The organism is Luteibacter aegosomaticola, assembly GCF_023078475.1.
Taxonomy (GTDB): Bacteria; Pseudomonadota; Gammaproteobacteria; order Xanthomonadales; family Rhodanobacteraceae; genus Luteibacter; species Luteibacter aegosomaticola.
Genome location: NZ_CP095741.1, coordinates 257,890 through 271,457, shown reverse-complemented (window position 1 = coordinate 271,457; position 13,568 = coordinate 257,890). Strand labels below are relative to the sequence as shown.

Here is a 13,568-nt window from a genome sequence, read left to right as displayed (position 1 = left end):
TTACCAGTTATGAGCCGTGAAGGGCGGCGAGCAGCCCTTCCAGCGGTTGAAAACGTACATCGAGTTCCGCGAGCAGGATGTCCTGCATCTCGCGGATGAAGAGATCGAGCCAGATGCCGGTGGTACCGGCGGCTTCCTCGGCGCTCTTCCTCGCCTTTTCAAATCGCGCCTCGAGCAGCGCGGGCACACCGCCCAGCAGGCGCTGCTCGCGCGGGCTGAGCGCCCCTTCCATCACGCCATCCAGCTCGGCCAGGCGGGCGAGTTCGGGAGAGGCCATGGAGAGGTGATCGCGCAGCTCACCGCGAAGCTTGCCGGTGGTGCCCTGAATCGAACGTTGCATCAGCAGGTAGCGCTCGCGGAGCGCGGAGTAATCGACCTTGTGGTCGGGATCCCCCTCCACCGCACCGGCACGGGCGATGGCCCGGCTGCGGGCACGGGCCCAGGCCTGCTCTTCAGTAATGGCTTCGACCAGCGCGGCCCGGGCCCCGGCCAGCAAGGCGTCACTGGGTGTTTCGCCCGCCGGGGGCTCTTCCAGCGGGGCCACTTTGCCGTCCAGGGCCGACGAGAGGGCGATCGACTGCGTCCAGCTAAGCCATTGGCTCAGCCGGTCAGGCAGGGATCCGCTGGGCTGGCCGGCGTCGACCTCCCCCATTCGCGCCATCAGGCGCACAAAGGTCGATCCCCGGACAGCGGCTCGTGAGTGGGCTTGCGCCATGCTAAGTCGCTAAAAAACGGACAGTTTACCCTAAGAGCATGACTTGCTGGCCGGCCTTCGGGTATCAGTTGCCGGGAGACTGCTCCTGACCGCGCTGGCGCGGCGCCATGGACTGCGATCTAATCCGCTGAGGGGAATCTCAGGCTAAGGAGCATCATGAAAGGGATTGTGCGCATTGTCGTGCTCGCGCTGATCGCGTTCGGCCTGTACGCCGGCTACCAAAAGGCCCGGATGGCGTATGACCGCCACGAGCTCGATAAGGGCGCTACCGCCAGCATCGACAAGCTGCCTCCCGGCCAGCAACGCATCGGTTCCATGGCTGCCTACCTCGGCTTCTACTGGGCCAACGATACGCTGCTACCCAACCTGTGCAGGGAGCAAGGCGTCGATCTGCAGACCTATCCGACGGCGTTCCACGAGCGCTACGGGCAAGACCATGACCGCGTGCACGACGCCTTCAGGGCCCAGGGCCAGAGCGAGCAGCAGCTTGCCGCGGCGATGAGCGGCCTGAGCGGACCACGCACCGCCTTCGTCGGCCTGCTCGAGAGGATTGGCGACAGGTTTGGCAAGGACGCGACCGTGGCCCAGGGCTGCGCCGTCGTGCAAAAGCGACAAAACATCGCCCTCGACTTCATGAACTTCGAGGCACTATTCCCTACCGTCTGGCGGCGCATGGAGCTTCCCTGACGCTGACGATTGGGTACACTCCCCGTCCGCATACGGGCCTATAGCTCAACGGTTAGAGCAGGGGACTCATAATCCCTTGGTTCCAGGTTCGAATCCTGGTGGGCCCACCAATGCGCGTTGTCGTCGTAGTCGTTTCAGTCCTCGTCACGAGGCGACCCAAGGTTAGGGAGCACGCCATGGACGCGGTGTGGGAGCACGGAATACGCATTCGCGTCGGGACCTTCGCCAAGGTCCATGCACGCCACCAACCAACCTAACCAGGGAAGTACGATCATGTTTGGCTATCGCTACGTCAAAGCCAGTCCGAGCACATACGTCATCCAGTACAAGAACGGCAAGGCAGTGCGCGAAGGCACCGGCCTGACCTTCTGGTATTTCGCGCCTAGCGCGACGCTGGTCTCGATCCCGCTGGAAAGCGTGGATGCGCCTTTCATGTTCCAGGAAGTCAGCAGCGACTTCCAGATCGTGACCGTGCAGGGGCAGGTCACCTATCGGGTATCCGCTCCGACCACGCTCGCCAGCCTCATGAACTTCACGCTCAAGCCTGATGGCACCTATGCGTCGGAAGACAGGAGCAAGCTACCGCAACGAGTAGTGAACGCCGTGCAGGTGCAGTTGCGTTCGGTGCTTCAGGGTCAAACACTCCAGGAACTACTGCGCGGGTCCGATCACCTGGTCCAGGTTGTCCGCCAGGGCCTCCAGCACGCGGATGGCCTCGCCAGCCTCGGTCTCGAACTGATTAACCTCTCTATTCTTGCGGTCAAACCCAATCCTGAGACCGCCCGTGCGCTTGAGGCCGAGGTCCGCGAACAGATCCTCAAGCAAGCCGATGACGCGACCTATCTGCGCCGGAACGCCGCGATCGAACAAGAGCGGGCCGTCAAGGAAAACGAACTCAACACCGAAATCGCCGTAGAGACCAAGAAGCGCCAGATTCGCGAAACGCAGCTTGAGGCTGAGCAAGCCGTGTTGGCAAAGCGGCAGGCTATTCAGGACCAGGACATGGCTGGCCGGATCGCACTGGAAGACAAGAACAAGAGCCTCACCGCTTTGCGCGCAGAAAACGCACAGACCGAAGCGGACGCGAAGGCATACGCGGTGGCCGCCACCATGAAAGCCGTCCAGGGGATCGACCCGAAGGTGCTTCAGGCACTGATGGTTGGACAGGCGGAGCCCAGCGTGCTGATCGCGCAAGCCTTCCAGGAGTTGGCTGAAGGCGCCGGGCGGATTGGCGAACTCAACATCTCGCCGGACCTGTTGCAGCAATTGACCCAGCCTCGAGCCAAGGTGCCGGCGAAGGCCTGAGGCGATGGATCCGTTAAGCCAGCGAATCGTACTGGTGACCCGTAGGACGCGGCTGGAGGAGTTGATCGTACGCTTCAACACGATCGAACAGGCGCGCTTCTACGTCGAGCATCTGGGCGCCGACTTTTCAGACTATGAGGCCGAGCACCAGGTCTACCTGGAAGCCGTACGAACCGCGCATTCGACCTTGGCGCGCTTCGGCCGTATCCACCAGCTCGATCGTGGATTCCTGTCCAACTACCTCTTCGCGCCTGACGCCCTGGTGGTGGTGCTCGGGCAAGATGGCCTCGTCGCGAATACCCTGAAGTACCTCAAGGATGCGCAGCCGGTCATCGGGGTAAATCCGGACCCGGCGCGTTGGGACGGCGTGCTCCTTCCCTTCGCCGTCGCGGACCTGTCGACCGTGGCAAAAGAGGCCATTGCAGGGAAACGGCGAGTGAATCGCGTCACCATGGCACGGGCAAGCCTGAGCGATGGGCAGGAGCTTTACGCGGTCAATGATCTTTTCATTGGTCCGCGCTCGCACGTATCCGCGCGCTATCAGATTCAGCAAGGAGGCCGCTCCGAGACACACTCCTCCAGCGGCATCATCGTATCGACGGGGCTGGGTTCAACCGGGTGGTTTCAGAGTTTGTTGGCCGGTGCCGCCGGCGTTGCAGGGCAAGCGCTCGCAGGACCGATCCAGGCCATGCGCGAGCACGGCTTCGCATGGGATGCCGACCATTTGCAGTTCACAGTGCGCGAACCGTTCCCAAGCCGCACGACACAGGTCGAGCTGGTTTTCGGGCAGGTGACCGATAGAGCGCCATTGCAACTTGTCTCGCAGATGGCGGGCTACGGCGTGATCTTCAGCGATGGGATCGAGGCCGATTTCCTGGAGTTCAATGCCGGGATGACTGCGACCATCAGCGTGGCGGAAAGATACGGTCAACTCGTGAACTGACACAGCTGCGCATCTGTCGACTTGAGTGTTCCGCAGGCAAAGCTTGTGACGCAGCGATCGGGCGCGTCGCCATCAAACGCTATGGCCAAAAACGTGCCCGGATCGTCACGCGGCCGGCATGGACACGCGATATGATGATCGATCTCAAGGAGTGTGGTTATCGAGCCGATGAATCCATCCTGCCAGATCAATCGCGCTCCGCTGCTGACTCTCGCGACAGTCTTCTGCGCTGCATTAGCTATCGGTCCCTGCTCGCACGCAGCCCCCGTATCGAGGCCCACGTGGCCAAGCAGCTCGCTCGCACAGCGCGATTTCGTCACGGATAAAATATTTGTCGATCGCATGACGAGCCCTGGCCGAGTGTGGCTGATATCCGCCAGTACAAACGGCGTTGCCCACGCAGTCGAGTTCTTCAGCGGGGAGAAAGTCGCGTCTGTTCAGGTCGATCTTGACGGCAAGCGAATCACGTTCTCCGATGGCCAAGGGCATAGCTACAACGCCGTCAAAGCGCGAGCCTTGACGGTATCCCTGAGCGACCCTTCAAGCTACGCGGGGTGGCAGGAAGGTGAACGAGGGCACGAGGCTATTCTTGGCGCCCAACTCGCTCACGATGCATCCGACGGCCACTCCCATTCGGCCGAATCGTCACCGGCCTCAGCGGCTAACTACTTCAACGGAGAGGCGTCCTGTGAGCCGACGCCCTATGTCGTACGGACGCAAGGATCTACGTATCAACCCAGCGAACCGGGATTCGTCGGGCGCACCAAGATTCTTGCCGACTTCGACAAGGCCAGGTCTTGCTGGACGAGCAAGCCATTGCAGGCCGTGAATCTCGAAGACAATACGTTTCTCCTCGTTACCCAGGATCGAGTTTTCCGCATTGAATCCAGGAACCTCATGCCTGCAGGCTCAGCACCAGATCTGAAGACGATCGATATCAAGGAGAAATAAGGTGGGCGCAACGTTCGTCACCCTCCCAATTGGCACGGTTGCCTAAGACCTGTGCCGCAGAGAGAATGGGTTCAGGGGAATGGCGGAGGCCAGATGATGCTAGCTGTGCAGATGGACCTGCTTAACGCGGTTGGGCGAATCAATGACATGGCAGTGGCGTGGAATCACGTTATCGATCTCGTCTGGGTCGTCAATCGCATAGCTGTTCTGACGCTTTTCATTCTCGTCCTGGCAACTGGCTGGAGCTCGATACGCTACGGCTGGCTCCATCGCCTCTTCCGCGGGCGAAGCTACCCTTCACTGGTGGCGTACGGCTGGGTTCTGGCTCTCCTGTGGTGGGTAGTCCAGCTGCCGGGCAATTTCTACCAGCATGCGAAATACCCCGCGCCCGATGCTGATTCTTTCGGCGGATGGCTCACCGGGCAGATCGGATCGCTCCTGCCCGTTATGCTGGGTATCGCCGTCCTGGCATGGTTGCCCTATCGCCTCTTGCGCTGGAGTCCGCATCGCTGGTGGCTCTGGTTGGGCGCTGCATCCGCACCGGCGTTGCTCGCCGTGTTCGTGCTCCAGCCGGTATGGACGGTACGCGCATCTGGGCTGCATCCGCTGCAGGACACGTCGCTCAGCGCGGAGATCAGGGCACTAGCTGCACGATGCGGGATCGCCCACCCGCAGGTCGTCGTCGGCGGTGATGACACGCATGTGGTCGGCTTAGGCGGAGCAAGTGCCATCGTCCTGCAATCGGATCTGCAGAAGGTCGAGAATCCAGCCCAGATACGCTTCACGATCGCACACGAACTGAAGCACTACGTGGAAGGCGACAACTGGAAAGCCTGGGTCATATCCGTGGCGCTCGTGCTGCTTATCGGCGGGACATTCCACTTCGCCGGCCGCCCACTAACCAGGCGATGGAAAGATCAGTTCGGGTTCGACGAGATTGCCGATCCGCGATCCCTGCCGCTACTGGCCGTCTGCGTTGTGCTGGTATGGACGGCGATTCTTCCGCTGTTCTTGTCGTACAACCGGCATATTGAGCGCGACGCCGACCGGTTTGGCCTGGCGCTTTCAGGTGAGGAGCACGCAGCTGGAGCCTTGTTCCGGAGCTGGAAGGATGAATTGTCGCTGCCAGATACGGATGTTTTTGGCCGGCTGATTCGCGCCAACCATCCGTCAACATCTGAGCGGATACGCATGGCGGAGACCTTCGAGCCGTCGGAGGGCGACTTGCCGGAATTGTGCGTGCGTGGGCAAGCGCTGCCATCTAACGGAACCGCTTCGCCTTAACAAGCTGCGGATTGATCGCAGGTACGCGCCAGGTCGAGGCGAAGCCGCTGCGCAAGCTGCGCCACCCGAGCCGTTCGGAGACGCTGCTCTTGTTCCTCGATATCGATTGATATTTACGCAAATCCGGCAAGAGAATCCGCCCTATAAAGCGGGCGCTTTTTCGTCCGGCGCGACACGACTGGCGCCGCAGAGGAAACACGCGGTTTAATGCGCCCACGCCGGGCCACGAGCTGGTTCACATAGCACCCGGCACCGAGCGGCCGATGCCGCTGCCACTATCGGACCTTGGGAATCCGTTTCACATGGAGAACATAGCGTCCTATCTGCTTATCGCAGTGTTCATCGCGTTCTCCCTCGCGAGACTCCTTCGACGACAGAGACGTCCGCAGAGCACACACTACACCTGTGCTCGTTGCCGCAAGGCCTTCCCACACGACCGCCGCACCATTGGCGCGTGGCGAATGGGCAAGGAACGCTTCTACTGCGGCCCGTGCCATCGAGCGTGGCTCGCGACGCAGCCTCGGCGGCCGGCAGAAGCTCGCGGGATGCCTGAACAATCGAGTGGGTGTTTGGGCGTCGTGCTTTGGCTGTCGCTTCCTGTCGGTCTCGTCCTCGCATGGTCGATGCGATAGGGACGACGCCTGCGCATTGAAATATCTCTGTCATCCACCCAACCTACGTTCAATCGTTCGACAGTCAACGAACGATAACTCCCCATGGACAATTCCCGGCGCCGTTTCCTGGGCGTCGCCAGCGGGTTAGCTGGCGCATGCGTCTTCGTCGATACCTTGCGGGTGGCCCAGGCGATGGATATGCCGATGGCCATGCCGATGAAGCAACGTATGGCCATGCCGGGCCTGGCGGCGCCGAACGTGCCGCTCGTGAATCCGGTGACCATGGCAAAGTTCGTCGATGCCCTGCCGGTGCCACGGATCGCGTTGCCCACGGGCACGCGTACCCATGCCGAGTTCGGAAGCCGGCAGCTACCCTTCTACCGGATGCCGATGCAAGCATTCAGTGCGAAGGTGCATCGGGATCTGCCGCCAACACCGCAATGGGGTTACGCAGGCTCCACGCCAGGCCCCACGATCGTGACGCGCCGTGGCGAGCCGGTGCTGGTGGAATGGGCTAACGAACTCCCCACCCGGCATTTCCTGCCGATCGATCACGGTATCCATGGCGCGGAGAAATCCAAACCCGAGGTCCGCACCATCACCCATGTGCACGGTGCGCGCGTCTCTGCACCGAACGACGGCTGGCCTGAAGACTGGTACGTGCCGGGCAAATCGCTGGTCGCCCTTTACCCGGGCGACCAGGACGCCACGACCCTGTGGTACCACGACCACGCCATGGGCATCACGCGGCTGAACATCTATGCCGGCCTGTTCGGCAGCTTCCATGTGCACGACGACGACGAGAAAGCACTGGGTCTGCCCTCCGGCGAATTCGACATTCCATTGATGCTCTACGACCGTCTGCTCGCCAAGAGCGGCAAGCTTTACTACCCGATATCGGACGACCCAGAAGCGCCTTGGGTGTCCGAATGCCGCGGTGACGCCGTGCTGTGCAACGGCAAGCTGTATCCGTATCTCGACGTGGAACCGCGCCGCTACCGCTTTCGGTTAACCAACGTAGCCAACACTAGCTTCTTCAACCTGTCGCTGTCACACGGTAAGCCGTTCCAGCAGATCGGCAGCGACCAAGGGCTTCTGGCAGCACCTACCGATCGCCTGAACATCGAACTCTACCCGGCCGAACGGGCCGAGGTGATCGTCGACTTCAGTGCTTATGCGGGCCAGTCCGTGCAGCTGCGCCACCAGGCCGATGGCATCGTCGAGTTCCGAGTTCGTGCCAAAGGTCGCAGCGATACCTCAGTGGTCCCGGCTTCGTTGCGGCCAGTCCAACGCATCGATCCTTCCACGGCGGTGCAAGACCGCGTGCTTGCACTGGGCGAGCAAGACGATTCCGGCGGCAATCCGATGACGATGCTGCTCGATGGAAAGATGTGGAGCGATCCCATCAGCGAAAAGCCAAAAAAGGGCACGGTGGAAACCTGGACGTTCGTCAACGTCACGGGCGACGCGCATCCCATCCACCTTCACCTCGTGCGCTTCCAGGTGCTGGAGCGTCGCCCGTTCGATCTCTTCGCGTGGAACGCCCGCAAGGAACTGAAGTTCACCGGGCCATCGATACCACCGGCCGCGCACGAAGCCGGCTGGAAAGACACCGTGCGTTGCGACCCCGGGATGGTCACTCGCATCATCACGCGCTTCGACGGTGAGCCAGGCAAATACGTCTGGCACTGCCATTACCTCGAGCACGAAGACAACGAAATGATGCGCCCCTACGAACTCGTCTGAAAAAACGATTGTTCGTAGGATCTTGCGTTGACACGTTAACGTCATCACGCTCTCGCGCATTGTCGCCACCATGCCAACGATTCGTCACATGCGGGGCAGATGCTCTCGGCGGTCGACGGGCCAACCAAAACCTTAGTCGATAAGCATCAGGGGGAAGACTTCCAGTAGGGAGAAATCGCAAATGGTTACTTGGTTGCGCCGCACGCGGCTTACGCCGCTGTTGCTTGGTGCGCTTTCCGTCGGCCTTGCCGGCATCGTCAGCGCACAGGACACCACTCCACCCGACCACGATGCACAGTTCCGCAAGAACGTGCCCGTGGCTCCCTTCAAGAACCAACCCGGCCTGCCCGGCGGCGTCGTTGTACTGCACAAGCCGCCCCGCGGCCAGGACAACAGCGACAACACCGTCACCCCGATCAAGCACGTGATCCTGCTGATCGGCGAGAACCGCACGTTTGACCACGTCTATGGCACCTACACCGCGCCGAAGGGGCAGTCGGTGGACAACCTGTTGTCCAAGGGCATCGTCAATGCCGACGGCACGCCAGGTCCGAACGTGGACCTTGCCACGCAGTTCATGGCCTCGAGCACCGGCAAGTACGACATGTCGCCGAAGAAGGCCGGCAAGTACAAAACGCTGCCGCAGATGAACACCGGTGGCGCGCCCACCGCGGCACCGTTCGCTTCCGCAGCACAGGCGCAGGCGCTTGAACCGGCCCTGCCCGATGACGCCTACGACATGCTCGCTGCCGGTGGCACGGGTCTGCCGAACGGCGTGGTCGATACCCGTTTCCCGGCCAAGCTCGTCAACGCGCCGGTCGACATGCATGCGTCGATCAGCTACGACGCGTATGCCAACAGCCCCGTGCATCGCTTCTTCCAGATGTGGCAGCAGCTCGATTGCGACACCAAGGCCGCCACTGCTGCAAACCCGAGCGGTTGTCGCAACGATCTGTTCCCCTGGGTCGAAACCACCATGGGTGCGGGCAACAACGGCGCTCCGCTGCCGGCGAACTTCAACGACCAGACCACCGGTGAAGGCTCCACCGCCATGCAGTTCCTCAACATGGCCCAGGGCGACGCGCCCTACTTCAAGGAACTGGCCGAGAAGTATGCGCTGAGCGACAACTTCCACCAGTCGGTGATGGGCGGCACGGGTGCCAACCACATCATGCTTGGCTACGGCACCTTGATCTACTACGCCGACGCCAACGGCAACCCGGCCACCCCGCCGGAAAACCAGATCGAGAATCCGGACGCGCAGTTCGGCACAAATAACTGGTGGGTGCAGGACGGCTACGGTGGTGGTTCGTACGTCGAGTGCGCTGACGAAAGCCAGCCGGGCGTGAAGCAGATCAAGAACTATCTGCGCTCGCTGGCGTACCTGACGTTCAAGGGTACGGACTGCAAGCCCAAGGCCTATTACCTGGTGAACAACTACAACCCGGGCTATATGGGTGACGGCACGCCGGCTCCGCTGGGTGACGACCAGTTCACCATCCCGCCGACCACACAGGAAAACCTCGCGCTGCTGCTGGAGAAGCACAAGGTTTCGTGGAAGTACTACGGCGAAGGCTTCGGCGGCGGCAAGGAAGACGGCGAGGCCGGCACTTTCTGCAACATCTGCGATCCGTTCCTGTACTCCACCCAGGTCATGACCAACCCGGACCTGCGTGCCAAGAACCAGGACATCAACGACCTGTACGACGACATCCAGAACAACACGCTGCCGGCGGTTTCCATCGCCAAGCCGGACGGCATCCTCGATGGGCATCCGGCCTCGTCGAAGCTGGATCTGTTCGAAGGCTACGTGCGCAAGATCGTCGAGATGGCCAAGGCCAATCCGAAGGTGTGGGACGACACCGTGATCATGGTGACCTTCGATGAAGGCGGTGGCTACTACGATTCGGGTTACATCCAGCCGGTCGACTTCTTCGGCGACGGCACGCGCATCCCGCTGCTTGTGGTGTCGAAGTACTCGACCGGCGGCAAGGTCGTGCACACGTACTACGACCATGTCTCGTTCGACAAATTCGTCGAGGCCAACTGGGACCTGAAGGATCAGATTTCCGCCCGCAGCCGCGACAACCTGCCTAACCCGGTCTCGTTCAAGCAGCATCCGTACGTGCCGGTGAACGCGCCGGCCATCGGCAACCTCATGGACATGTTCAACTTCGCCAGGAAGGATGTCCGCGATACCGCTGCGATCGCCGACTGATCGCTGACGGTTCACTCGATAACAACCGTGCCCGCGAAAGCGGGCACGGTTTTCGTGTTGCAAGGAGTCGAATGATGTTGAAGCGTTTGCTGCTCACCCCGCTTGCCGTTGCCGCGTTTGCCCTCGCCATGATGGCGATCACACCGGTACGCGCGGACCCCGGTGACTTCGGCGCCATGCCCGGCTTGTGGAAGATCCTGTTCCGACACGTGGCCAACGGAAAGGCAGGCGCGCCCGAGGTGCATTGGCATTGCGTGGATGAAGGTGCCGATCCCTGGGCCACGTTCGCTGCGTGGACGCCGGCGGAGGGCGAGTGCACTGCCACGGACCAGCAACGCCGCAGTACCTCGCTGGCATGGAAGCTCACGTGCAAGGGCGGATCGGCGGCGTCGGCCCATGTGGATTTCGATAGCGCGAAGCACTACACCGGCAGCGTCACGGTCGAAGGCCGCGGCGAGATAACGCAGGTGGAAGGCACGCGTTACGCAGCGTGCACCAGTCCGCAGGATTGATGCTCGCTCGGTTCCGAGTGGCGTCCTTACCGAACGCCACCCGGATTGCATCATCGCGCTGGCTCTGGCCAGCGCCCCGTCAGGATTTGATAAACGCGAGAAGATCGGGATTAAGCACATCCGCATGCGTGGTCAGCATGCCGTGCGGGAATCCCGGATATGCTTTCAGCGAGCCCTTCGCAAGCAAGTCGACGGCACGCGGCACCGCACTCGCGAACGGCACGATCTGATCATCTTCGCCATGCATGACCAGCACCGGCACCGTGATCTTCTTCAAATCATCGGTGTAATCCTCCAGCCAGGAGGCGACGGTCTCGTAGTGGGCGTGGGCACCGCCGGCCATGCCCTGGCGCCACCAGTTGGCGATCACCGGCTCCGACGGCGTGGCGCCGGGGCGGTTGAATCCGTAGAACGGCCCCTCCGGGACGGCCCGGTAAAACGCCGACCGGTTGCCGAGCATGCCGGCCCTGACCTCGTCGAACCACTCCTGCGGATGACCGCCTGGGTTCGCGTCGGTCTTCAACATGTTCGGCGTCAATGAGGCCACCAGCACTGCCTTGGCGACCCGGTCCTGGTGGCGGGCGACGTAGCGCGCCACTTCACCGCCACCCGTGGAGTGCCCGATGTGGATGGCGTCGCGGAGGCCGAGGTGTTTGGTCAGTGCAGCGAGGTCGGCAACCCAGTGATCCATGTCGTTGCCCGTGCTGACCTGCTCGGACCGCCCGTGCCCGCGCCGGTCATGCGCGATTACCCGATAGCCGTGGTGCAGGAAGAACATCATCTGGGCATCCCAGTCGTCTGCCGACAGGGGCCAGCCATGGCTGAAGACGATCGGCTGACCGGATCCCCAGTCCTTGTAATAGATCTGTACGCCGTCTGGTGTGGTGATGGTAGGCATCGCTGGTACCTCCTCAAAGACAACGATTGAAGTAGGGTGCGCCGCTAGGCAAGGAGCATGCTGCCAGCGGCTTCCCTCGTCGTCTTGTTCCAACTACCCCACCTCGGCCTTGCTTATTGGATGGACGTCTCGTGCAGCCGTTCAGCGAATCTGCTCGAAATCTCCCGGCTTCCAGCTCCCGTCGAAGGCAGACTGCTCCGGCCCGTAGACGCGGAAGTAGACGAACCACCCCTTACCCGGAAGGGTTTTGATCCACTGGCCTTCGTGCCCCTTCGGAGGCGTCGGTCCGAAGTAGAGGTCGGCGGTTCCGCCTTTCGCCGAGGCGGCATCCTTCAGTTCGAACAGTGAGCGCAGCGCGGCTTTGCCCTGGTCCGTAATGACCTGGCTGCGTGTCTCCGTGTCGTAGACCGTCACCGACCAGAACAGCTTGTCGGGTACGGGCAAGGGCACGCTCAACTTGTACGACTTGCCGCCATCGAGATAGACACCGTCGCTGTCGCGCACGCCGAGCCAGTACACCGAGCCGGCGCCAGCTCCGCGGCGAAACATCGATGGCGAAGCGCCAATGGCCTGGTAGAACCAAAGATCACGCGCTTCGAGGTCGGTATACGAAGCTGTATCGAAGTTCCCGTTATCAGAAATCAGGCCGGCCCATTCCCACTTCCGATCCGGCCATACAACACGATCGGGGCGCCGATCCGCGAATGACTGCACGCGCATCTGTGCGTTTGCTTCACGGGCTGCCTGGGTGAGGATGCGCTTCATGCGCTCATCCGGTTTGAATGGCTTGCCCTTGGCGATACCCAGCGCAGCCAGCTCACCGTAGAAATTGCGGTAGGCATCGAATGCCGGCTCGCGATCAATGACCCTGGCCAACACTTCCCAATACGCCAGGTTGTCTTCCCACTTCAACGGCGTGGTGTCCTGCGGCTTGGGTGTCAGGTCGGCCCAGGTTGGGTCGGTCCAGCCGGCGGGTGGATTCAGTGGGCGCACTTTCACCGTCTTGATGCGCTGGATGGCAGCCTGTACGTCGCCGCCGACGGGGAGCGAGCGGACGCCGACCAGAAGGAAGTCCGAAGACGAGTGCCACACGTGATACCCGTCGGGAATGGGTCCCTTGTAGTCCGGTGGCAACAGCAGGTGCTTACCGCCCTTGCCAGCATCCGGACCGGGCATGCCCATGTCGGCAACCCAGCGCTGATTCACGTCGATGGCAACGACGATGAGCGGCCCCGCGGGAATCTCGACAGTCATGGGACCCTGACTCAAGTCCAGCAACACCGGGGCATACGGCGTATCGGAATTGAGCGTGTAGCCCACATGCCTGGGCTTGGTGTCCAGGGTGCCGAATGCCTTGTTTACCTTGACGCCAATCTTAAGGTTGCCCTCGAAGATGGCCTCCCCCGACACCGTGGGATAAAAGAACTTGTAAGCCTCGATAGCGCGATTAAGGTCCGCCGCGTCGTAGGCCGCCTGAATCGTCTGCTTATCGGGATAACCCCCATTGAACTTATAGTGCTGCGCCCACGCGGGGAGCAGACCGGCAACGCACAGCGTTCCTGCGGCCACAAGTTTCGGCAAGCGATGCATGGTCGGCGTCTCGGTTGGGATCGTGCTTTATCGCAGCACACGAGAGCCGGGCGGGCTTCGGAAGGGGTACGAGGGGATTTTGGGTAGAACTACCTACGTGGGCTT

At 61.7% G+C, this 13,568-nt stretch carries 11 protein-coding genes and 1 tRNA gene; 9 read left to right on the top strand and 3 right to left on the bottom strand.

The window, feature by feature from the left end; genetic code table 11:
- Positions 1–7: 7 nt before the first annotated feature.
- On the bottom strand, positions 8–715 hold the full coding sequence (locus L2Y96_RS01215) for a DUF3348 domain-containing protein (protein ID WP_247331255.1): 708 nt from the start codon (positions 713–715) through the stop codon (positions 8–10).
- A gap of 156 nt (positions 716–871) precedes the next feature.
- Here L2Y96_RS01215 and L2Y96_RS01210 point away from each other — a divergent pair, with 156 nt between their 5' ends.
- From L2Y96_RS01210 to L2Y96_RS01170, 9 genes are all read left to right on the top strand, one after another.
- A complete protein-coding gene (locus L2Y96_RS01210; RefSeq protein WP_247331253.1) occupies positions 872–1,402 on the top strand; it encodes a hypothetical protein in 531 nt (176 codons plus the stop codon).
- A gap of 34 nt (positions 1,403–1,436) precedes the next feature.
- Positions 1,437–1,512 (top strand) — tRNA-Ile (locus L2Y96_RS01205).
- 163 nt (positions 1,513–1,675) lie between these two features.
- A complete protein-coding gene (locus L2Y96_RS01200) occupies positions 1,676–2,707 on the top strand; it encodes an SPFH domain-containing protein (RefSeq protein ID WP_247331251.1) in 1,032 nt (343 codons plus the stop codon).
- 4 nt (positions 2,708–2,711) lie between these two features.
- Positions 2,712–3,650, top strand: coding sequence for a diacylglycerol kinase catalytic domain-containing protein (locus L2Y96_RS01195; protein WP_247331250.1), 939 nt, complete (start codon positions 2,712–2,714; stop codon positions 3,648–3,650).
- Positions 3,651–3,803: 153 nt separating this feature from the next.
- A complete protein-coding gene (locus L2Y96_RS01190) occupies positions 3,804–4,601 on the top strand; it encodes a hypothetical protein (RefSeq protein ID WP_247331248.1) in 798 nt (265 codons plus the stop codon).
- Between the two features lie 93 nt (positions 4,602–4,694).
- Entirely contained in the window at positions 4,695–5,885 is a 1,191-nt protein-coding gene (locus L2Y96_RS01185) for a M48 family metalloprotease (protein ID WP_247331246.1), read from the top strand.
- A 716-nt stretch (positions 5,886–6,601) separates the two neighbouring features.
- Entirely contained in the window at positions 6,602–8,245 is a 1,644-nt protein-coding gene (locus L2Y96_RS01180; RefSeq protein WP_247331245.1) for a multicopper oxidase family protein, read from the top strand.
- Between the two features lie 181 nt (positions 8,246–8,426).
- Positions 8,427–10,463 carry an alkaline phosphatase family protein gene (locus L2Y96_RS01175; protein ID WP_247331243.1) on the top strand — a complete coding sequence of 679 codons (2,037 nt, stop codon included), beginning with the start codon at positions 8,427–8,429 and terminating at the stop codon, positions 10,461–10,463.
- Between the two features lie 71 nt (positions 10,464–10,534).
- Positions 10,535–10,975 (top strand): DUF3617 domain-containing protein, encoded by a 441-nt coding sequence (locus L2Y96_RS01170; protein WP_247331241.1) that lies wholly within the window; start codon positions 10,535–10,537, stop codon positions 10,973–10,975.
- 79 nt (positions 10,976–11,054) lie between these two features.
- On the opposite strand, the gene L2Y96_RS01165 is transcribed toward L2Y96_RS01170, so the two are convergent.
- On the bottom strand, positions 11,055–11,873 hold the full coding sequence (locus L2Y96_RS01165; RefSeq protein ID WP_247331239.1) for an alpha/beta fold hydrolase: 819 nt from the start codon (positions 11,871–11,873) through the stop codon (positions 11,055–11,057).
- A gap of 141 nt (positions 11,874–12,014) precedes the next feature.
- Complete coding sequence (locus L2Y96_RS01160) at positions 12,015–13,463, bottom strand: DUF1254 domain-containing protein (protein ID WP_247331237.1); 1,449 nt, start codon at positions 13,461–13,463, stop codon at positions 12,015–12,017.
- Positions 13,464–13,568: the final 105 nt, after the last annotated feature.

Excerpts from the sequence above, each read along its gene's own strand:
- L2Y96_RS01170 (WP_247331241.1), top strand. The coding sequence starts at position 10,535 with ATGATGTTGAAGCGTTTGCTGCTCACCCCGCTTGCCGTTGCCGCGTTT.
- L2Y96_RS01195 (WP_247331250.1), top strand. The coding sequence starts at position 2,712 with ATGGATCCGTTAAGCCAGCGAATCGTACTGGTGACCCGTAGGACGCGG.
- L2Y96_RS01200 (WP_247331251.1), top strand. The coding sequence starts at position 1,676 with ATGTTTGGCTATCGCTACGTCAAAGCCAGTCCGAGCACATACGTCATC.
- L2Y96_RS01185 (WP_247331246.1), top strand. The coding sequence starts at position 4,695 with ATGATGCTAGCTGTGCAGATGGACCTGCTTAACGCGGTTGGGCGAATC.
- L2Y96_RS01165 (WP_247331239.1), bottom strand. The coding sequence starts at position 11,873 with ATGCCTACCATCACCACACCAGACGGCGTACAGATCTATTACAAGGAC.
- L2Y96_RS01210 (WP_247331253.1), top strand. The coding sequence starts at position 872 with ATGAAAGGGATTGTGCGCATTGTCGTGCTCGCGCTGATCGCGTTCGGC.
- L2Y96_RS01160 (WP_247331237.1), bottom strand. The coding sequence starts at position 13,463 with ATGCATCGCTTGCCGAAACTTGTGGCCGCAGGAACGCTGTGCGTTGCC.
- L2Y96_RS01175 (WP_247331243.1), top strand. The coding sequence starts at position 8,427 with ATGGTTACTTGGTTGCGCCGCACGCGGCTTACGCCGCTGTTGCTTGGT.
- L2Y96_RS01180 (WP_247331245.1), top strand. The coding sequence starts at position 6,602 with ATGGACAATTCCCGGCGCCGTTTCCTGGGCGTCGCCAGCGGGTTAGCT.
- L2Y96_RS01215 (WP_247331255.1), bottom strand. The coding sequence starts at position 715 with ATGGCGCAAGCCCACTCACGAGCCGCTGTCCGGGGATCGACCTTTGTG.